The following is a 20010-nucleotide window of genomic DNA, read 5'->3' as shown; positions in this document are numbered from 1 at the left end:
TTGACTTTTGGCACGCTGTTGAGTTCTCAAGGAACGGACGCTTCCTTTGCAGCCACTTCCGTGGCCCCTCCGGGCGCTTCGTTCTTTCGTGTTTCCAGCTTATCAGATCCGGCTCAGTGCCTTTTCCGCTTCGCTTTCCACATTTCGCTTCCGGCCTTTCGGCTTTCCGCTTCCCCGACTCTACCAGAGTTTCAGTTTCGCTATTTCCTTCGAAAAGGACATACAAAACCGTCAGACTGTTCGTTCGGGGGGTTTCGCCTCCGAACCGCTCCTGCGGCCGGGGCAACTCGGAGAACATTACGCACCCGCGGCCCCGGAGTCAAACCGGCCCCGGGCAGCCGAGCTGCCCGGGGCCGGTCCGGCGACGGTCACGCCGGTCGAACGCGAGGTCAGACCTCGACCACGACCGGAAGGATCATCGGCCGGCGGCGGTAGTTGTCCGCCACCCACTTGCCGATGGTGCGGCGCACCAGCTGCTGCACCTGGCGCACCTCCAGCACGCCGTTGTCGGCGGACTTGCGCAGCGCCTCCTCCAGCTTCTGGACGACCGGCCCGAAGGCGTTGTCGTCGATGCCGGAGCCGCGGGCCTGGATGGTCGGGCCGCTGACGATCTTCCCGCTGGCGGAGTCCACCACGACGAAGACCGAGATGAAGCCCTCCTCGCCGAGGATCCGGCGGTCCTTCAGCGAGGACTCGGTGATGTCGCCGACCGAGGACCCGTCGACGTACACGTAGCCGGCCTGCACCTTGCCGACGATCTTCGCGACGCCGTCGACCAGGTCGACCACCACACCGTCCTCGGCGATCACCGTGCGGTGCTTCGGGACGCCGGTCTTGATGCCCAGGTCGGCGCAGGCCCGCAGGTGGCGCCACTCGCCGTGCACCGGCATCAGGTTCTTCGGGCGGCAGATGTTGAAGAAGTAGAGCAGCTCACCGGCCGAGGCGTGGCCCGAGACGTGCACCTTGGCGTTGCCCTTGTGCACGACGTTGGCGCCCCAGCGGGTCAGGCCGTTGATGACCCGGTAGATCGCGGTCTCGTTGCCCGGGATGAGCGAGGAGGCCAGGATCACGGTGTCGCCCTCGACGATCCGGATCTGGTGGTCGCGGTTGGCCATCCGGGACAGCGCGGCCATCGGCTCGCCCTGCGAACCGGTGCAGACCAGCACGACCTCCTTGTCCGGGAGGTCGTCGAGCTGCTTGACGTCGACGATCAGGTTGCCGGGCACCTTGAGGTAGCCGAGGTCGCGGGCGATGCCCATGTTGCGCACCATCGAGCGGCCGACGAAGGCGACCTTCCGCTTGTACTCGTGCGCGGCGTCCAGCACCTGCTGGATGCGGTGCACGTGGCTGGCGAAGGAGGCGACGATGATGCGCTTGTCCGCGTTGGCGAAGACGTTGCGCAGCGCGGCGGAGATGTCCCGCTCGTGCGGGATGAAGCCGGGGACCTCGGCGTTGGTGGAGTCCACCAGCAGCAGGTCCATGCCCTCCTCGGCCAGCTTGGCGAAGGCCGGCAGGTCGGTCAGGCGACCGTCCAGCGGGAGCTGGTCCATCTTGAAGTCGCCGGTGGCGACGACCATCCCGGCGGGGGTGCGGACGGCGACCGCGAGCGCGTCCGGGATGGAGTGGTTGACCGCGATGAACTCGCAGTCGAAGGGACCGATCTGCTCGCGCTCGCCTTCGACGACCTCCAGCACGTAGGGCCGGATCCGGTGCTCGGCGAGCTTGGCCTCGATCAGGGCCAGGGTCAGCTTCGAACCGATCAGCGGGATGTCCGGGTTCTCCCGGAGCAGGTACGGGACCGCACCGATGTGGTCCTCGTGGCCGTGCGTCAGCACGATGCCGTCGACCTTGTCGAGGCGGTCCCGGATCGAGGAGAAGTCCGGCAGGATCAGGTCGATGCCCGGCTGCTCGTCCTCCGGGAAGAGCACCCCGCAGTCGATGATGAGCAGCCGTCCGGCGTGCTCCAGCACGGTCATGTTGCGACCGATCTCCCCGAGGCCGCCGAGCGGGGTGATCCGGATCGCGTTCGGCGCGAGCGCGGGGGGCGCGCCGAGGTCAGGGTGAGGGTGGCTCAAAAGACTCTCCTTCGCGCCGCGCGCCATATGCCCGGGGTTCTCCCGCTGACATATGGCGCGCGGCTTGTGCTAGCTACCTATCAGGTCAATCCGCCCGTCACCGAGCGGCTGGCTTGTTGCGCCTCGCGCCTGCTCCGGTCCAGCGGCGGATCCCCGGGTGCGGCGATGGGGGTCCGGCGAGCCGGGGGCGCGCACGTCTCTTCGCTACAGGTGTACCCCGCCTGCGGCGAGATCCTGCTTCAATTGCACGATCTCCTCGGGTGTGGCGTCGACCAGCGGCAGCCGGACCGGGCCGGCCGGGTGTCCCTGCAGGTTCAGGGCCGCCTTGGAGAGGATCAGGCCCTGGGTACGGAACATACCGGTGAAGACCGGCAGCAGGCTCTGGTGGATGGCGGTGGCCTCGGCCACCCGGCCGGCGGTGTGGGCCTCGATCATCGCGCGCAGCTGCTCGGAGACCACATGGCCGACCACGCTCACCACACCGACCGCGCCGACCGACAGCAGCGGCAGGTTGAGCATGTCGTCGCCGGAGTACCAGGCGAGGCCGGAGCGGGCGATCGCCCAGGCCGCGGCGCCCAGGTCGCCCTTGGCGTCCTTGTTGGCGACGATCCGCGGGTGCTCGCCGAGCCGGACCAGCGTCTCGTGGCTCAGCGCGACGCCGCTCCGTCCCGGGATGTCGTAGAGCATCACCGGCAGCTCGGTGGCGTCGGCGACCGCGACGCTGTGCCGGTACAGGCCCTCCTGCGGGGGCTTGCTGTAGTACGGGGTGACGACCAGCAGACCGTGGGCGCCGGCGGCCTCGGCCTGCCGGGCCAGCTCCACGCTGTGCGCCGTGTCATTGGTGCCGACACCCGAGAGCACCCGGGCCCGGTCACCGACCGCCGCCACCACCGCTCGCACGAGCTGCGCCTTCTCGGCGTCGCTGGTGGTCGGCGACTCGCCGGTGGTGCCGTTGAGCACCAGGCCGTCGTTGCCGGAGTCCACCAGGTGGGTCGCCAGGCGCTGGGCGCCGTCGAGGTCGAGCTCACCATCGGGGGTGAACGGGGTCACCATCGCGGTCAGAACCCGGCCGAAGGGCGCGGTGGCGAGGGCAGCTGTCGGTGTGGAGGTCGGAGCCATGGGTCCAAAAATACTCGTAGCCGATAAGGAGACCGTGACTCCGGTCCAGGGTTCGGACAACGGGAGTCCTGAGAGCCTGCCAGAAATCCGGACACATCATAGGATTCCGGCGCCACCCGCTCGGGGGTTCAAGTGGCGCCGGAATCCGTGTCCCGAGCCTAGGGAGCGCCCGAATCGGTCGCAATCCAGACATGCCGGGCCAATGCGTCCATATGCCTATCCGGCCAGGTCAGGGCGCGACCCGACCGTGCTCGTTGAAGGCCGCATGGGTGAGCGGCATGAGCTGCGCCCAGAGCGCCTCCATCCGCTCGGCCACCATCTCGATCTCGCGCTGCGGGAAGCTCGGCACCTTGGCGTTCTCCGCCTTGGTGCGCAGCGAGAGGAAGTGCATCAGCGAACGGGCGTTGCAGGTCGCGTACATGGAGGAGAACAGGCCCACCGGCAGCACCGCGCGGGCCACCTCGCGGGCGACGCCCGCGGCCAGCATCTCCTGGTACTCGGCGTAGGCCTGGGTGTAGGCCCGCTCCATCGCCGTGGTCACCGTCTTGTGCTGCTCGGCGCTGCCCTCGACGAACTCGTACCGGCCGGGCCGGCCCTGCTGGACCAGCTTGCGCTCCTCGCCCGGGACGTAGAAGACCGGCTGCAGCTCGCGGTAGCGCCCGCTCTCCTCGTTGTAGGACCAGCCGCTGCGGTGGCGGTGGAACTCGCGGAAGACGAAGATCGGCGCGCTGATGAAGAAGGTCATCGAGTTGTGCTCGAAGGGGGTGCCGTGCCGGTCGCGCATCAGGAAGTTGATCAGGCCCTTGGACTTCGCCGGGTCCTGCTCCAGCGACTCCAGGGACTGCTCGCCCTTGGTCGAGACACGGGCCGCCCAGAGCACGTCGGTGTCGGTGGCGGCGCTGCGGACCAGCTCCACCGTGACGTCGCTGCGGAACGTGGGGGTGGCCGCTGCTTCGTCGGTCACGGGTTACTCCTCAACTTGATGGCGTGGTGCATGGTCTTGCGGGCCTGCGGGGTGTCCCCGGCGTCCGCGTAGGCGACGGCGAGGCGGAACCAGACCCGCCAGTCGCCCGGATCCGCCTCGGCCTCGGCCTGGCGCTTGCTGAACACCTCGTCGGCCGAGGCGCGGTCGATCCGCCCACCGGAGGTGCGGCGCAGTTCGTCCACCGGCAGCCCGCCCTCGGCCTCCAGCTCGCGCGACATCGCCTCGGTGGTGCGCCCGAACCTGACCGTCTGGCGCAGGAACCACACGCCGATGCCCGGGATGATGAACGCACAGATCCCGAGACCGATGCCGAACGGCTTTCCGGTGGCGATCAGTTGGACGCCCTCGCCGACGCAGACCAGCGCGGTCAGCAGCAGCACGGCGGCGAGGATGAAGAAACCGGTACGGGAGGTCATTCGCAGTTCACCGGCTCACAGGTCGAGGAAGTGTTCGAGGCCCAGGGTCAGCCCGGGGACCTGCCCCACCCGGCGCACCCCGAGCAGGATGCCGGGCATGAAGCAGCTGTGGTGCAACGAGTCATGACGGATCGTCAGGGTCTCGCCGGTGTCCCCGAAAAGCACCTCCTGGTGGGCCAGCAGACCGCGCAGCCGCACCGCGTGCACCGGCACCCCGTCGACGTCCGCGCCGCGGGCGCCGGGCAGCGCGTGGGTGGTCGGGTCCGACTGCCGGGGCAGCCCGGCCGCGTCCCGGGCCGCGGCGATCAGCTGCGCGGTGCGGGTGGCGGTGCCCGAGGGAGCGTCGGCCTTGCGGTTGTGGTGCAGCTCGACCACCTCGACGGACTCGAAGTACTTCGCCGCCTGCTGGGCGAAGTGCATGGTGAGCACCGCGCCGATGGAGAAGTTGGGGGCGATCAGCAGCCCGACCTCGGGCCGGGCGGCGAGCCGGCGGTCGACCTCGGCGAGGCGCTCCTCGTTCCAGCCCGTGGTGCCGGTGACCACGTGGATGCCGTGCCGCAGGGCGAAGTCGAGGTTGCCCATCACCGAGTCGGGGTGGGTGAGCTCGACGGCCACCTCGGCGCCGCTCTCCAGCAGGGTCTCCAGCGCGGAGTCCCGGCCGAGCGCGGCGACCAGCTCCAGGTCCTCGGCGGCCTCGACGGCCTTGACGGCCTCCGAGCCGATCCGGCCGGTGGCGCCGATGACGGCCACGCGCAGAGTCATGAGGTGTCCTTTCAGGGCAGAGGGCGTTGAAGCAGCGGGCGTTGATCAGATGAGGTCGGCGAGCCGGGCCGCCCGCTTGTCGGCGATCGGCCCGATCAGCGCCAGCGAGGGCCGGTGGGCGCCCAGCACGTCCCGGGCCACCTCCTGGACGTCGGCCAGCGTGACGCCCGCGATCCGCTCCAGCATCTCGTCCACCGACAGGTGGTGGCCGTAGGCCAGCTCGGCCTTGCCGATCCGGTTCATCAGCGAACCGGTGTCCTCCATGCCGAGCACGGTGGAGCCGGAGATCTGGCCGATCGCCCGGCGCAGCTCCTCCTCGGTGATCCCCTCGGCGACCACCTTGGCCAGCTCGGTGCGGCAGATCCGCAGCACCTCCTCGACCCGCTTGGGCTGGCAGCCGGCGTAGATGCCGAACACGCCGCTGTCCGCGTAGGAGGAGGAGTACGAGTAGACCGAGTAGGCCAGGCCGCGCTTCTCGCGCACCTCCTGGAAGAGCCGCGAGCTCATCCCGCCGCCGAGCACGGAGTTGAGCACGCCCATCGCCCAGCGCCGCTCGTCGTGCCGCGGCAGGCCGGGCACCCCGAGCACCAGGTGGGCCTGCTCGGTGGGCCGGTTGAGCACCTCGACCCGTCCCGCGGTGCGCGTCGCCCGCAGGCCGCGGCGGGCCTCGGCGGGCGCCGCGTCGGACTTGGCGAGCAGGCCGGCGAAGGCCTGCTCGACCTGCTTGACCACCGCGCGGTGGTCCAGGTTGCCGGCGGCGGCCACCACCAGGTGCTCGGGCTTGTAGCGGCGCTTGAAGAAGCCGGCGATCTGCTCGCGGGTCAGCGCCCGGACGGTCTCCTGGGTGCCGAGGATCGGGCGGCCCAGCGGGGCGTCACCGTAGATCACCTTGGCGAACAGGTCGTGCACCACGTCGCCCGGGTCGTCCTCGGCCATCGCCATCTCCTCGAGGATGACGCCGCGTTCGGCCTCCACGTCCTCGGTGCGGATCAGCGAGCCGGTGAGCATGTCGCAGACCACGTCGATGGCGAGCGGCAGGTCGGTGTCGAGCACCCGCGCGTAGTAGCAGGTGTTCTCCTTGGCGGTGAAGGCGTTCATCTCGCCGCCGACCGCGTCCAGGGCGGCCGAGATCTCCAGCGCGTTGCGCTTCTCGGTGCCCTTGAAGAGCAGGTGCTCCAGGTAGTGGGTGGCGCCGTTCAGCACCGGGGTCTCGTCCCGCGAGCCGACCCCGACCCAGATGCCGAAGGTCGCCGAGCGGACCGTCGGCAGGGTTTCGGTGACGACCCGCAGGCCGCCGGGGAGCACGGTGCGACGCACGATTCCGGCTCCGTCCACGCCCTTGAGCAGGGTGCGGGTGGTACCGGGGCGCTGCTTGGCCGCCGAAGCCTGAGCCACGGGCCGTCCTTCTTTCAGGTCAGGAGAACAACAGGGTGCGGCCCGTACGCCGCGAGGGGCGTACGGGCCGCAAGAGACTACTGCGGGTGCGTCACTCGGCGGCGGCGGTCTCGCCGCCCTCCTCGCCCTCGACGACCGGGATCAGCGAGAGCTTGCCGCGCGGGTCGATCTCGGCGATCTCGACCTGCACCTTGGCACCGACGGCCAGCACGTCCTCGACGTTCTCCACGCGCTTGCCACCGGCGAGCTTGCGGATCTGCGAGATGTGCAGCAGGCCGTCCTTGCCCGGCATGAGCGAGACGAACGCGCCGAACGTCGTGGTCTTCACCACGGTGCCCAGGTAGCGCTCGCCGACCTCCGGCATGGTCGGGTTGGCGATCTGGTTGATCGTCGTACGGGCAGCCTCCGCCGAGGGACCGTCGACCGCACCGATGTAGATGGTGCCGTCGTCCTCGATGGTGATGTCCGCGCCGGTGTCCTCCTGGATCTGGTTGATCATCTTGCCCTTCGGGCCGATGACCTCACCGATCTTGTCCACCGGGATCTTGATGGTGATGATGCGCGGCGCGTTCGGCGACATCGCGTCGGGCGCGTCGATCGCCTCGTTCATCACGTCCAGGATGTGCAGACGCGCGTCCTTGGCCTGCTTCAGCGCGGCGGCCAGCACGGAGGCGGGGATGCCGGTCAGCTTGGTGTCCAGCTGCAGGGCGGTGATGAAGTTGCGGGTACCGGCGACCTTGAAGTCCATGTCGCCGTAAGCGTCCTCGGCACCCAGGATGTCGGTCAGCGCGACGTAGTGCGTCTCACCGTCGATCTCCTGCGAGATGAGGCCCATCGCGATACCGGCGACGGCGGCCTTCAGCGGCACACCGGCGTTCAGCAGCGACATGGTGGAGGCGCAGACCGAGCCCATCGAGGTGGAGCCGTTGGAGCCCAGCGCCTCGGAGACCTGGCGGATCGCGTAGGGGAACTCCTCGCGGGTCGGCAGCACGGGCAGGATCGCCCGCTCGGCCAGCGCGCCGTGGCCGATCTCGCGGCGCTTGGGCGAGCCCACGCGGCCGGTCTCGCCAACCGAGTACGGCGGGAAGTTGTAGTTGTGCATGTAGCGGCGACGCGTCTCCGGGGAGAGCGTGTCGAGCTGCTGCTCCATCCGGAGCATGTTGAGGGTGGTGACGCCCAGGATCTGGGTCTCGCCACGCTCGAACAGGGCCGAGCCGTGCACCCGCGGGATCGCCTCGACCTCGGCGGCCAGGGTGCGGATGTCGGTGACACCGCGGCCGTCGATGCGGACCTTGTCCTTGATGACGCGCTCGCGCACGATCTTCTTGGTCAGCGCGTTGTAGGCGGCGCTGATCTCCTTCTCGCGGCCCTCGAACTCCGGGAGCAGCTTCTCGGCGGCGACCGCCTTGACCCGGTCCAGCTCGTTCTGGCGCTCCTGCTTGCCGGCGATGGTCAGCGCCTTGGCCAGCTCGCCCTTGACGGCGGAGGTCAGCGCGGCCAGCACGTCGTCCTGGTAGTCCAGGAAGACCGGGAACTCGCCGGTGGGCTTGGCGGCCTGGGCAGCCAGCTTGGACTGCGCGGCGCACAGCACCTTGATGAACGGCTTGGCGGCCTCCAGGCCGGAGGCGACGATCTCCTCGGAGGGGGCCTCGGCGCCCTCGGCGACCAGCTGGATCGTCTTGGCGGTGGCCTCGGCCTCCACCATCATGATCGCGACGTCGCCGTCCGGCAGCGCGCGGCCGGCGACGACCATGTCGAACACGGCCTCCTCCAGCTCGCTGTGGGTCGGGAACGCCACCCACTGGCCGCGGATCAGCGCGACACGGACGCCGCCGATCGGGCCGGTGAACGGCAGGCCGGCCAGCTGGGTGGAGGCGGAGGCGGCGTTGATGGCGACCACGTCGTACAGGTGGTCGGGGTTGAGCGCCATCACCGTGACGACGACCTGGATCTCGTTGCGCAGGCCCTTGACGAAGGACGGGCGCAGCGGGCGGTCGATCAGGCGGCAGGTCAGGATGGCGTCCTCGGAGGGACGGCCCTCACGACGGAAGAACGAGCCGGGGATCCGGCCCGCGGCGTACATCCGCTCCTCGACGTCCACCGTCAGCGGGAAGAAGTCGAAGTGCTCCTTCGGCTGCTTGGAGGCGCTGGTGGCCGACAGCACCATGGTGTCGTCGTCCAGGTAGGCCACGGCGGAACCGGCGGCCTGACGGGCCAGGCGGCCGGTCTCGAAGCGGATGGTACGGGTGCCGAAGGAACCGTTGTCGATCACGGCCTCGGCGTAGAACACGTTCTCTTCCACCTGGAAGATCTCCTCTTTCGTACGTCTCCGGGAGAGCGTCCCCGCGCTTGCCTGCCGGTGGCCCTGACCTGCCGGGCCGGTCTTCGATCGAAGCCCCCGGGTCGTCCACTCGTGGGACTCCCGGCGGCCACTACCGAGGACCGGCGCCTCTCGGCTGCCAGGCCGCTCAGCGGTGGGCGTCTGGACGCTCTCCTGGATGCGGGCGGCTTCCGTTTGAAGCCTTCGGCCCGCAGTGGGGTTGTGCTGCTCGGGTGAAGCGCGTGGTCGCGCCACCACCCGGCATGCCCACAACCCTACGGTGCGAATCTCGGCCGCCCTGGGAGGCGGACCGGAAATTCTGGCACCCTGCGTCTGTCCCCGGGGTCTGCGGAGTGTCTCCGCGCGACGCCTTCGGGACGGACGGCCTACAGGGGGATGGTACGCGCGAGGGGCGGCTCCCCGTGTGGGGAGCCGCCCCAGGCGGCGGTCTTAGCGGGCGCCACCCGCGGCACCGCGGCGGATGCCCAGGCGGTCGACGAGCGTACGGAAGCGCTCGATGTCCTTCTTGGCCAGGTACTGCAGGAGGCGGCGGCGCTGGCCGACCAGGATCAGCAGACCACGACGGCTGTGGTGGTCGTGCTTGTGGAACTTGAGGTGCTCGGTCAGGTCCGAGATCCGGCGCGACAGCATGGCGACCTGGACCTCGGGGGAGCCCGTGTCGCCCTCCTTCTGACCGAACTCGGCGAAGATCTGCTTCTTGACAGCGGCGTCGAGGGCCACGGCAACTCCTTCTGGGGTGTCCGAGTGAACCTGGTCTACCGCACAGGATCTTCGAGAACTCGGAAGCCCCAGGGTACCAGCCGGCCACTGACCCGTTTGACCTGGTCGCACCCCAGGGCTGCCCGCGGGGCGCGACCGGGCGGCAGCGGGCGGTCAGCTCGCGCCGCGGACCAGGGTGTAGATGCCGAGCACCGCCAGGGTCAGCGGGACCAGCGACATCAGCAGCAGGCTGTCCACCAGGTCCAGGATCCGGCCCCAGAACGGTGACACACCCAGCCGCGGCACCACCAGGGCGATCGCGATCAGCAGCGTGGCACCGAGCGCGACCGAGCCGCCCAGCCAGATGGTGCGCAGGTCGACGGCGGTGCTGCTGGTGGCCTTGAGGATGAACAGCGGGGTGTGCAGCGACAGGCCCAGGATCAGCATGCCCAGGCCCAGCAGCCCGGCGATGGTCAGGCTGAAGACCTGTGCGGTGTAGCGGAACAGCCGGGCCCGCAGCATCGTCGAGATGCCCAGCGCCAGCGCCAGCACCTGCGGGAACATCCGGTCGGCGAAGCCCAGCACGGTGCAGGCGCCGATGATCACCGCGGCGCAGCCGCCGACCAGGCCGACCAGCACCTCGTGGCCGCGGCGGGCCTGGTGGGCGATCCGCTCGTACTGCACGGCCTCGGCCCGGCTGCTCTCCTCACCGGCCCGGCTGCCGCGGGTGCGGGTCTGGCCGGGGGCGCTGAAGCCGACCGGGAGCCGCGCGAAGCGGGCCGAGAGGGCCGGCAGGAAGCCGATCGCGGCGAGCGCCGCGACCCCGGCCACGGCAGCGATGTGGTCGGCCGGGGTGCCCGGCATCAGCACGGCGGCGAAGGTGGCCAGCGTGCCGGCGGCGGAGAGCACCGCGGCGGCCACGAAGACCGAGTCCTTCTCCGGGAGCAGGCCGATCAGCAGCACCGAGACCACCAGCATGGCCACGCAGCCGACCAGGAACTGCAGGCGCCCCGGCCCGTCGTACTTGTGCGCGACGCCGAGGATGCCGCTGCCGGCGATCAGCGCGTGCGGCAGGGCGGCGATGCCCAGGGTGAGGGCCGCCACGTGGTCCTTGTAGACCCGGGCGCGCACGCCTGCGAAGGCGACCAGCACCACGGCCGTCACGCCGGAGAGCACCCCGGGCAGGCCGTGCATGTTGTGGGTCAGGTCGGAGAACCAGAGGGCGAAACCGAGCAGCACGATCAGCAGGCCGGCGCCGATCAGGCCGAAGGCCCGCATCAGGTCCGGGCTCCAGAACCGGCGGTCGGCCTCGACCGCGCTGGCGATGGCGTCGGCCACGTCGTCGTAGACGGCCGGCGGCAGCGACTCGGCGAACGGGCGCAGACTCAACAGGTCGCCGTCGCGCACCTGCTGGGCGGCCAGCGGCAGGCCGCTGTCCAGCACCGTGCCGTCGCGGCGCACCAGATGGAAGCCGGTGGGGTCGCCGTCGGCCTGGGTCTGGCCGGAGAGCCGCAGCACCTCGGGATAGACGTCGGCGAGCGGCACGTCCTCCGGCAGGGCCACATCGATCCGGCTGTCCGGCGCCACCACGGTGACGCGACAGAATCCGGTCGCTGCGTTCGAACTCACCGGTGCTCCCCCTTGCTCACTGTCCTTCATCAACCGTGCGCCGCGTCCACCGGAGTTGGCGCTGCGTCACCCTACCGCCCGAGGGAGCGTCACCGTCCCGCACCCCGGCCGACCCCGTCCGGCACGTCCCGCACGCCCGCAGGGCCCGCCCCCGCTCGGCACCCCGGCGGGCTCGGTAGGATCTGCCCCTGCGCAGGGCGCGTGCCGGGGGCGGGATGGATCGCCGCGGTACCGCCCCGGTCCGCGGCGGGGGCAGGGCAGTCACAGGGGCGCCTCCTTCGGGACCCGTCGAGTCGCGTGAGGCTGGTGCGGTAGTAGATGAGTGTCGTGACGGTCAAGCGTCCGCCCCGGGCGTATCCCCCGGTGGTTCCGGACGAGCCCGTGGAGCTGGTCAACCCGCCCGAACTGCCCCGTGGGGGCGGCGACGACTGGGTGATGAGCCTGCTGCCGCTGCTCGGCATGGGCGGCTCGGCGGCCTTCCTGTTCAGTCCCGGCGCGGCCCCGATGATGAAGGTCATGGGCATGCTGATGGTGGCCTCCACCGCCGGCATGGGCATCGCCCAGCTGGTCAAGGCCCGCAAGGGCGGCGGCGCGGGGCTGGCGGACGAGCGGCGCGACTACCTGAAGTACCTGCAGCAGATGCGCCGCCAGGTCCGTCGCACCGCCGAGCGTCAGCGCGGCGCGCAGCTCTATCTGCACCCGGAGCCGGACCAGTTGTGGTCGATCGTGGCCGAGGGCCGCCGGCTGTGGGAGCGCCGCCCCAGCGACCCGGACTTCGCCCAGATCCGCCTGGGCCGCGGCGCACAGCAGCTGGCCACTCCCCTGGTGGCCCCGCAGACCGCGCCGATGGACGAGCTGGAACCGCTGTCGGCCGACGCGATGCGCAACTTCCTGCAGGCCCACGGCACGCTGCAGGAACTGCCGCTGTCGGTCTCGCTGCGCGCCTTCTACCACATCACCGTCTGCGGCGACCCGGACGCGGTGTACGCCAACGTGCGGGCGATGATCGCCCAGTTGACCACCCTGCACTCCCCCGACGACCTGATGCTCGGCGTCGCGGCCGCGCCCGGCGCGCTGGACGAGTGGGAGTGGGTCAAGTGGCTGCCGCACACCCAGCACCGCAAGCAGAACGACGGCGCGGGCTCGCGCCGGCTGATCGCGGCGGGCCTGGGCGAGCTGGAGCTGCTGCTGGAGGACGAGCTGTCGGGCCGCCAGCGGTTCAGCCGCGACGCCGTGCCGACGCCGGAGCAGCCGCACCTGATCGTGGTCCTGGACGGCGCCTCGGTGCCCCAGGACTCGCTGCTGGCCTCGGTGGACGGGGTGCACGGGGTGACCGTGATCGAGGTGGTCCCGGGCGACCTGGACGAGCCGACCGGGCACCTGGTGGTCACCGTCGGCACCGAGGAGCTGCTGCTGGAGTCGGCCTCCGGGGCCTCCTACTCGGGCCGCCCCGACGCCCTGACCGCCTGGCAGTCCGAGGCGCTGGCCCGGCAGCTGGCGCCGTACCGGATCTCGGCCGGCGGTGACGACGAACCGCTGCTGTCCAACCTGGACTTCACCGACCTGATGGGCGTGGGCGACGCCGGCTCGGTGGACACCGCCCGCACCTGGCGGCCGCGTCCCCAGCACGAGAAGCTGCGGGTGCCGATCGGGGTGGGGGCCGGCGGCGAGCTGGTCCACCTGGACATCAAGGAGGCCGCGCTGGAGGGCATGGGCCCGCACGGCCTGTGCGTGGGCGCCACCGGGTCCGGCAAGTCGGAGCTGCTGCGCACCCTGGTGCTGGGCCTGGCGATGACGCACTCCTCCGAGACGCTGAACTTCGTGCTCGCCGACTTCAAGGGTGGGGCGACCTTCGCCGGCATGGCCGACATGCCGCACACCTCCGCGGTGATCACCAACCTGGAGGGCGAGCTCACCCTGGTCGACCGCATGCGCGACGCGATCGAGGGCGAGCTGAACCGCCGCCAGGAGCTGCTGCGCTCGGCCGGCAACTACGCCAACCTCAACGAGTACGAGCGGGCCAGGGCGGCCGGCGCGGCGCTGGACCCGCTGCCCTCACTGGTGCTGATCATCGACGAGTTCTCCGAACTCCTCACCGCCAAGCCCGACTTCATCGACATGTTCATCCAGATCGGCCGGATCGGCCGATCGCTCGGGGTGCACCTGCTGCTGGCCTCGCAGCGCCTGGAGGAGGGCAAGCTCCGCGGCCTGGACACCTTCCTGTCCTACCGGATCGGTCTGCGCACCTTCTCGGCCGCCGAGTCACGGGCGGCGATCGGCGTGCCGGACGCGTACCACCTGCCGCCGGTGCCCGGCGTCGGCTACCTCAAGTTCGGCACCGACGTGATGGACCGCTTCAAGGCGGCCTACGTCTCGGGGCCCTACCGGGCACCGGGCCAGCAGCGGGCCAGCGGCCGGATCTCCACCGTGCAGCCGGTGCTCTTCACCGCGGCCGAGGTGCCGGTGATCGAGGCGGTGGTGCAGGAGGTGGCCCCCGAGCCGGAACAGCTGGACGACGCGCTGGTCGACACCGTGCTCGACGTGATCGTGCAGCGGATGGTCGGGCAGGGTCCGCCCGCCCACCAGGTCTGGCTGGCGCCGCTGGACGAGGCGCCGAGCATGGACCAGCTGGTGCCGCCGCTCCAGGCCACCCCCGAACGCGGCCTGACCTCGCCGGAGTTCGGCGCACTGGGCCGACTCGTGGTGCCGGTGGGCATCGTGGACCGGCCGCGCGAGCAGCGGCGCGACGTGCTCTACCAGGACTTCTCCGGCGCGGCCGGCCACGGCCTGGTGGTCGGCGGTCCGCGCTCGGGCAAGTCGACCATGATCCGCACCATGGTGGCGGGCTTCGCGCTCACCCACACCCCGGTGGAGACCCAGTTCTACCTGCTGGACTTCGGCGGCGGCGGGTTCCAGTCGCTGCAGGACCTGCCGCACGTCGGCGGGGTGGCCGGACGCCTGGACACCGACAAGGTGCGCCGGATGGTCAGCGAGGTGCACGGGGTGCTGAACCGGCGCGAGGAGCTGTTCCGCGCCACCGGCATCGACTCGATCGGCACCTACCGCACCCGCCGGGCCGCCGGTCAGCTGCCGGACGAACAGTTCGGTGACGTCTTCCTGGTGATCGACGGCTGGCTGACGCTCCGCCAGGAGTACGAGATCCTGGAGCCGGTGATCACCGACATCGTGGCCCGCGGTCTGGGCTACGGCGTGCACGTGGTGCTGACCGCCGCCCGCTACGCCGAGGTCCGCCCGGCGCTCAAGGACGCGCTGCAGAACCGCACCGAACTGCGGCTGGGCGATCCGATGGAGTCGGAGATCGACCGCAAGGTGGCGCAGAACGTGCCCAACGGCGCCCCGGGCCGCGGCCTGACCAGCGGCAAGCTGCACTTCCTGAGCGGGCTGCCGCGCCTGGACGGCTCCTCGGCCATGGAGGACCTGGTGACCGGCGTCGCCGGGCTGGTGGAGGCGGTCGACGCCGCCTGGAGCGGTCCGCGGGCGCCGCAGGTGCGGATGCTGCCGGCCGTGCTGGACGGCTACGCGCTGCCCAAGGGCTTCGAGCAGCCCGAGCGCGGGGTCGCCTTCGGCCTGGACGAGGTCGAGATGGCGCCGGTCTTCGTCAACTTCGAGACCGACCCGCTCTTCATCGTCTTCGGTGAGAGCGAGTCCGGGAAGTCGGCGCTGCTGCGGATGCTGATCAAGCAGATCACCGAGCGCTACACCCCCGAGCAGGCCGGCATCGTGGTCGGGGACTACCGGCGCGCGCTGCTGGGCGCGGTGCCGCCGGAGTACCTGGTGGAGTACGCCGCCGCGCAGCCCGCGATGAGCGCGATCGTGGACATGCTGCGCGGGGCCTGCGCGCGCCGGCTGCCCGGCCCGGACGTGACGGCCGACCAACTGCGCAACCGCAACTGGTACAGCGGCAAGGACATGTTCGTGATCGTCGACGACTACGAGCTGGTCGCCACCTCCTCGGGCAACCCGATGGCCCCGCTGGCCGAGTTCCTGCCGTTCGCCCGCGACATCGGCCTGCGGGTGATCGTCGCGCGCAGCGCGGGTGGCGCGAGCCGCTCGCTCTTCGAGCCGGTGATGCAGCGGATGCGCGAGCTGGGCGGGCAGGGCGTCATGCTCTCCGGCAACCGGGACGAGGGCGCGCTGCTGGGCACCGTCAAGCCGCAGGCGCTGCCGCCGGGCCGCGGTGTGTTCGTGTCGCGGCGGATCACCAGCGGGCAGATGGTGCAGACGGGCTGGTTGCCGCAGCAGTGAGCCGAGCGGGGCGGCCGGCCGGCCGTCACTGACAGTGTTCGAGGGGTCGGGTGCGCGCAGTCGCCGCCCGGCCCCTCGGCATGTGCGCCGTCCAGCAGCCGGAAAGTTATCGAGGTTTTTTCACCGCCGAGCTGCGGTTCTCGTGGTGCTCGCGATCCGGTCCGAAGAGTCGTCGCGATGCCTGGGCCTGCCTGGACCACTGGCAACCGCTGCCGACCGCAACCTTTGAATCGGTCTTCGCAATCCGAGTTCACCTTTGATTCATACGCCGTTGGCCAAAGGTAACAAGTCGGACATCAATCCCGGGGGCCTGCCGCGGGCCAGAGATGTGGATGCCTATGCGGATTACCGCAACGGATTCCGAAGGTCAACCGCCATTGACGCAAGCTATACGCCCCCGCACCATGGCGATCCAAGGGAGCCGGCAGACCAAACCCCCAGGCAGGGGCATCGAAGACGTCGCGGAGGCGATATCGCTCCCCACCCAGCACCGCACAGGACCGCGCACCGCCGCGCTGAGCCGATCGGACCCGCCATGACCGACACGCTTCGCCCACCCGCCGCCACCCCCACGGTGACGGTCAGTACCGCCGAGGCCTCCCGAGGGCTGCAGCGCTCGCTCGGCGTCGTGGGCGGAACGCTGCTCACGCTCTCCTGCGTGACGCCGGCCTCCTCGCTCTTCGTCATCGTGCCGCTGCTGTTCAACTCGCTCGGCACCGCGACCGCGCTGACCATCGGCGTCGGCGCGATCATCTGCGTGGCGGTGGCGTTCTGCTACTCCGAGCTGGGCACCCTGATCCCCAGCGCGGGCGGCGAGTACGCGATGGTGGGCACGCTCGCCGGGCGGTTCGCCGGCTGGCTGGTCTTCATCCAGTCGCTGATCGTGGTGATGATCGTCCCCTCGGTGATCGCCATCGGGACGGCCGCCTACCTGGCCCCGATCGTGCACGTCAGCGGCCCGGTGGCCGGCGCCGCGGTGATGCTGGCCGCCACCGTGGCCGGCCTGCTGGACCTGCGGGCCAACGCCTGGATCACCGGCATCTTCCTGGTCCTGGAGGTGATCGCGGCCGGCGTCGTCTCGATCCTCGGCTTCGCGCACAGCCAGCGCGGGGTGGGCAGCCTGTTCCACGGCGTGGTGGCCGACGCCCACGGCGCCACCAGCGCGGTGGGCCTGGGCGCGATGATGGCCGCCATGGGCACCGCGCTCTTCGTCACCCAGGGCTTCAGCACCGCGATCTACCTCTCCGAGGAGCTGGAGAACCCGCGCCGCAACGTGGCCCGCACGGTGCTGTGGACGCTGGGCCTGTCCGCGGTGGTCATCATGGTCCCGGTCATCGCGATCACCCTGGGCGCGCCCGACCTGTCCACGCTGACCGGCGGCGACATCTCCGGCATGGTGGCCGGCTGGAGCGACTCGGCGCTCGGCACCTTCATCAGCCTGTGCATCGCGCTGGCCATCATCAACGCCGGCATCGTCATGGTGATCCAGAACTCCCGGGTGCTGTTCGCCTCGGGCCGTGACCGGGCCTGGCCGGAGCCGGTCAACAAGGCCTTCGGCACGCTGAACCGCTTCAACGCCCCGTGGGTCTCCACCCTCGCGGTCGGCGTCCCCGGCGCGGTGCTGTGCTTCGTCCCCGGCCAGATGCTGAGCAACATCACCGGCGTCGCGGTCGCCGCGCTCTACCTGCTGGTCGCCGTCGCCGCGCTGTTCGCCCGCCGCGGCGCGCACAAGGACACGCCCGCCTGGCGCCAGCCGCTGTGGCCGGTGCTGCCCGTGCTGCTGATCATCGCCCTCGGCTACACGCTGACCCAGCTGGACACCAAGGCGCTGATCTGGACCGGCGTGATCACCGCCACCGCCTCGCTCTACTGGGTCTTCTACCTGCGCCCGCGCCAGGCGACCCGCTGGGTGATCACCCTGCCGGAGGACGAGCAGGTCTGAGCCCGCCCGGCCCCGCGCGCGACGAAGCGGCCCGTACGCCCCGCTGGGGGGTGTCCGGGCCGCTTCGGCTGTCGCGGGCCGTCCGGGCCGCCTGGCGGGAGCCTCAGCCCTGCTGGCGGCGGTGGTCGCGCAGCACCACGGAGCCACCGAAGAGCAGCGCCACCAACAGGACCGCGCCGCCGAGCACATAGGTGGCGGTGCGCCGGTCACGGTCGGCCTGGGTCTCGCCCAGGCCCAGCGGCTGCGGCAGGATCGGCGCACCGGCCAGCTGGACCGGCGGGTCGGGCACCGGGGCGTTGGCCGGCGGGTCGGTGTCGGTGACCGCCTTGACCGGGTCGACCACCCCCCAGCCGAGGTACTTGTCGGGGGTGCGCTGGGTGCGCTGCGCGGTCTGCTCGATCCGGGTGCGGATCTGCTGAGCCGTCCAGTCCTTGTGCTCGCCGCGCAGCAACGCGGCCACCCCGGCCACGTACGGGGCGGCGAAGCTGGTGCCGTTGTCCACGCACTGGCCGCCGCCCGGAACGGTGGAGAGCATGTCGACGCCGGGGGCCGCGACCTTGACGAAGTCGCCGTACTCGGAGAACGAGGCGCGCTCGTTGTTGCGGTCCGAGGCGCCCACCGCGAGCACCGTGGGGTAAGCGGCCGGATAGGTCGCCCCCTCCTGGCCGTCGTTGCCGGAGGCCGCGACCACCACCACGTTGTGCGCCTCGGCCAGGTCGATCGCGCTCTTGAGGGCGACGCTGCCGCTGAAGCTGCTGTCCCCGTTGGTGCCCCGGACGTCCTGCGAGATGTTGATGACCTGGGCGTTGGCGTTGACCGCGTCCACGACCGCCTGGGCCAGGGTGTCCACGTTGCCGCTGCCCGCGTCGTCGTTCTGCCGGATCGACAGGATCTGGGCGCCGGGCGCCAGGCCCACGAAGCCGACCCCGTCACGGTGCGCGGCGGCGATGATGCCGGCCACCTTGGTGCCGTGGCCGACCGTGTCGGTGGTCGAACCCCCGGCCACCGGCTGGTTGTTGTTGTTCTTGTCCAGCAGCAGCGTGGGACCGGCCTGCACCTTGCCGGCCAGCTGCGGGTTCTGGTTGTCCACGCCGGTGTCGATCACCGCGACCAGCACCCCGCTGCCGGTGACCGTGTTGTTCTGCCAGAGCTGGTCGAGCAGCACCCGCTGCAGCGCCCACGGGGTGCCCGGCACGTCCTTGGCGGGGAAGGTGCAGTCGCCGGCCGCCGCGATGCTCAGCGGCGACCAGTGGGTCCCCGGCGGATCCGCCGCCATGGCGGGCGCGGCGGCCGTCCCGCCCAGCACACCGAGCACCGCGCCGACCGCCGCAATCCGGCTCAGCCTTCGCCCCAACGCCACCTGGCACCCCTCGACTCGCGTGTTCCGCCCAACGTGTTCCGCCCAACGTGTCCTGCTGCGTGTCCGGCCCAGGGCTGCGGCCCGGACACGCGACGGGGCGGGCGTCCAAGGACACCCGCCCCACCTGTTGCGCTCAGCCGGACCGGCTCACCGGCCCCGACCGATGGATCAGCCGTTCCAGATCGCGGTGTTGGCCGACTCGGTCTGGGTGTAGCTCTGGTGAGCGTTGTCCAGCGCCGCGGCGATCTGGTTCAGCGTGGTGTGCAGGTCATTGGCCTTCGAGTCCCAGATGGCCTGGCGGGCCTGGTAGCCCTCCTGAGCCGCACCGGTCCAGGAGCTGGCGATCCGGGTGACACCGGCCTTGAGGTCGTCCAGCTGCTGCTGGACGCGGGTGGCGGTGGCACGGACCTCGGAGCCCGCGTTCTGGATGGTGGCGAAATCGACCTTGATGCTTCCGTCAGCCATGATGGCTCCCTTTCAGGAAAGAGGTGGTGCGGGGCGCCCCTCGGGGACGGCCCCGACTGATGTGCACTGCCGCGCAGCTGCGTGCCGGCCGGGCCGGCAGGGCGTCAGGCGCCCTGGACGCCGCTGAGCGAGGAGCGCTGGTCCTCTTCGGTGGAGGAGTACTTGGCAGTGGTGGCGTCGATCGCCTGCCGGATCTCGTCCAGCACCTTGTTGAGCGCGCTCGCGTCGTCGTTCCACCGCTCCTGGAGCTGGTGGTAAGCGGTCGCAGCCGCACCCTGCCAGCCACCGGCAATCGATTCGACCAGCGAGTTGAGCTTCGAAAGCTCGCCCTGGATCTGCGAGTTGACCTCGGTGATCTTGCCCGAGAAAGCCCGCATCTCCTCAGCGGTCGTCGTGAACTGACCAGCCATGTTCCACCGTCCCCCATGAGACAGACTCTTTCCGGCTGTGCGGTCACCCTGCCCACCCGGACGACACCACGGTGTGATGCTTCGCAGCACTGTAGCCAACGACGCCGACAGTCCCAACATCGGGAGCCGTATGGTTACCAACCCAT

At 70.7% G+C, this 20010-nt stretch carries 14 protein-coding genes; 2 read left to right on the top strand and 12 right to left on the bottom strand.

Annotated elements, in window-relative coordinates:
• Nucleotides 1–389: 389 nt before the first annotated feature.
• The 9 genes from ACFZB9_RS35945 to eccD form a co-directional block, all read right to left on the bottom strand.
• A complete protein-coding gene (locus ACFZB9_RS35945) occupies nt 390–2075 on the bottom strand; it encodes a ribonuclease J (protein ID WP_391454241.1) in 1686 nt (561 codons plus the stop codon).
• Nucleotides 2076–2279: 204 nt separating this feature from the next.
• Nucleotides 2280–3194 (bottom strand): 4-hydroxy-tetrahydrodipicolinate synthase, encoded by a 915-nt coding sequence (gene dapA, locus ACFZB9_RS35940; protein ID WP_391454239.1) that lies wholly within the window; start codon nt 3192–3194, stop codon nt 2280–2282.
• A gap of 229 nt (nt 3195–3423) precedes the next feature.
• Nucleotides 3424–4158: an FAD-dependent thymidylate synthase gene (gene thyX, locus ACFZB9_RS35935; protein WP_391454238.1), complete on the bottom strand. Its 735-nt coding sequence runs from the start codon at nt 4156–4158 to the stop codon at nt 3424–3426.
• Entirely contained in the window at nt 4155–4595 is a 441-nt protein-coding gene (locus ACFZB9_RS35930) for a hypothetical protein (protein WP_391454237.1), read from the bottom strand. Before ACFZB9_RS35930 ends, thyX begins: the two co-directional genes overlap by 4 nt.
• Before the next feature lie 15 nt (nt 4596–4610).
• Nucleotides 4611–5357, bottom strand: a complete 747-nt coding sequence (gene dapB / locus ACFZB9_RS35925; RefSeq protein WP_391454236.1) for a 4-hydroxy-tetrahydrodipicolinate reductase — start codon at nt 5355–5357, stop codon at nt 4611–4613.
• Between the two features lie 45 nt (nt 5358–5402).
• A complete protein-coding gene (locus ACFZB9_RS35920; protein ID WP_391454235.1) occupies nt 5403–6752 on the bottom strand; it encodes a M16 family metallopeptidase in 1350 nt (449 codons plus the stop codon).
• A 91-nt stretch (nt 6753–6843) separates the two neighbouring features.
• Entirely contained in the window at nt 6844–9054 is a 2211-nt protein-coding gene (locus ACFZB9_RS35915; RefSeq protein WP_391454234.1) for a polyribonucleotide nucleotidyltransferase, read from the bottom strand.
• A 468-nt stretch (nt 9055–9522) separates the two neighbouring features.
• Complete coding sequence (rpsO, locus tag ACFZB9_RS35910; protein ID WP_184935315.1) at nt 9523–9813, bottom strand: 30S ribosomal protein S15; 291 nt, start codon at nt 9811–9813, stop codon at nt 9523–9525.
• A 153-nt stretch (nt 9814–9966) separates the two neighbouring features.
• A complete protein-coding gene (eccD, locus tag ACFZB9_RS35905) occupies nt 9967–11421 on the bottom strand; it encodes a type VII secretion integral membrane protein EccD (RefSeq protein WP_391454232.1) in 1455 nt (484 codons plus the stop codon).
• Nucleotides 11422–11739: 318 nt separating this feature from the next.
• On the opposite strand from eccD, the gene eccCa reads away from it, so the two are divergent.
• Together eccCa and ACFZB9_RS35895 are read left to right on the top strand one after the other, a co-directional pair.
• Nucleotides 11740–15687, top strand: coding sequence for a type VII secretion protein EccCa (gene eccCa / locus ACFZB9_RS35900; protein ID WP_391454230.1), 3948 nt, complete (start codon nt 11740–11742; stop codon nt 15685–15687).
• Nucleotides 15688–16222: 535 nt separating this feature from the next.
• Complete coding sequence (locus ACFZB9_RS35895) at nt 16223–17629, top strand: APC family permease (RefSeq protein WP_391454228.1); 1407 nt, start codon at nt 16223–16225, stop codon at nt 17627–17629.
• 103 nt (nt 17630–17732) lie between these two features.
• Here ACFZB9_RS35895 and mycP read toward each other — a convergent pair whose 3' ends face one another.
• The 3 genes from mycP to ACFZB9_RS35880 all read right to left on the bottom strand — a co-directional run bounded on the left by mycP (nt 17733) and on the right by ACFZB9_RS35880 (nt 19864).
• A complete protein-coding gene (gene mycP / locus ACFZB9_RS35890) occupies nt 17733–18983 on the bottom strand; it encodes a type VII secretion-associated serine protease mycosin (RefSeq protein ID WP_391454245.1) in 1251 nt (416 codons plus the stop codon).
• Between the two features lie 174 nt (nt 18984–19157).
• Nucleotides 19158–19454, bottom strand: coding sequence for a WXG100 family type VII secretion target (locus ACFZB9_RS35885; RefSeq protein ID WP_391454227.1), 297 nt, complete (start codon nt 19452–19454; stop codon nt 19158–19160).
• A 104-nt stretch (nt 19455–19558) separates the two neighbouring features.
• Nucleotides 19559–19864: a WXG100 family type VII secretion target gene (locus ACFZB9_RS35880; protein WP_391454225.1), complete on the bottom strand. Its 306-nt coding sequence runs from the start codon at nt 19862–19864 to the stop codon at nt 19559–19561.
• Nucleotides 19865–20010: the final 146 nt, after the last annotated feature.

Origin of the sequence: Kitasatospora sp. NPDC008050, from assembly GCF_042957465.1 — a bacterium.
GTDB lineage: Bacteria > Actinomycetota > Actinomycetes > Streptomycetales > Streptomycetaceae > Kitasatospora.
Note: the sequence above shows the minus strand (reverse complement) of the source record. Positions and strands in the feature narration are given on the sequence as shown.

Coding starts and splice junctions, on each gene's coding strand:
- ACFZB9_RS35885 (WP_391454227.1), bottom strand. CDS start 19,454: ATGGCTGACGGAAGCATCAAGGTCGATTTCGCCACCATCCAGAACGCG.
- ACFZB9_RS35880 (WP_391454225.1), bottom strand. CDS start 19,864: ATGGCTGGTCAGTTCACGACGACCGCTGAGGAGATGCGGGCTTTCTCG.
- dapA (WP_391454239.1), bottom strand. CDS start 3,194: ATGGCTCCGACCTCCACACCGACAGCTGCCCTCGCCACCGCGCCCTTC.
- ACFZB9_RS35930 (WP_391454237.1), bottom strand. CDS start 4,595: ATGACCTCCCGTACCGGTTTCTTCATCCTCGCCGCCGTGCTGCTGCTG.
- dapB (WP_391454236.1), bottom strand. CDS start 5,357: ATGACTCTGCGCGTGGCCGTCATCGGCGCCACCGGCCGGATCGGCTCG.
- ACFZB9_RS35895 (WP_391454228.1), top strand. CDS start 16,223: ATGACCGACACGCTTCGCCCACCCGCCGCCACCCCCACGGTGACGGTC.
- eccCa (WP_391454230.1), top strand. CDS start 11,740: ATGAGTGTCGTGACGGTCAAGCGTCCGCCCCGGGCGTATCCCCCGGTG.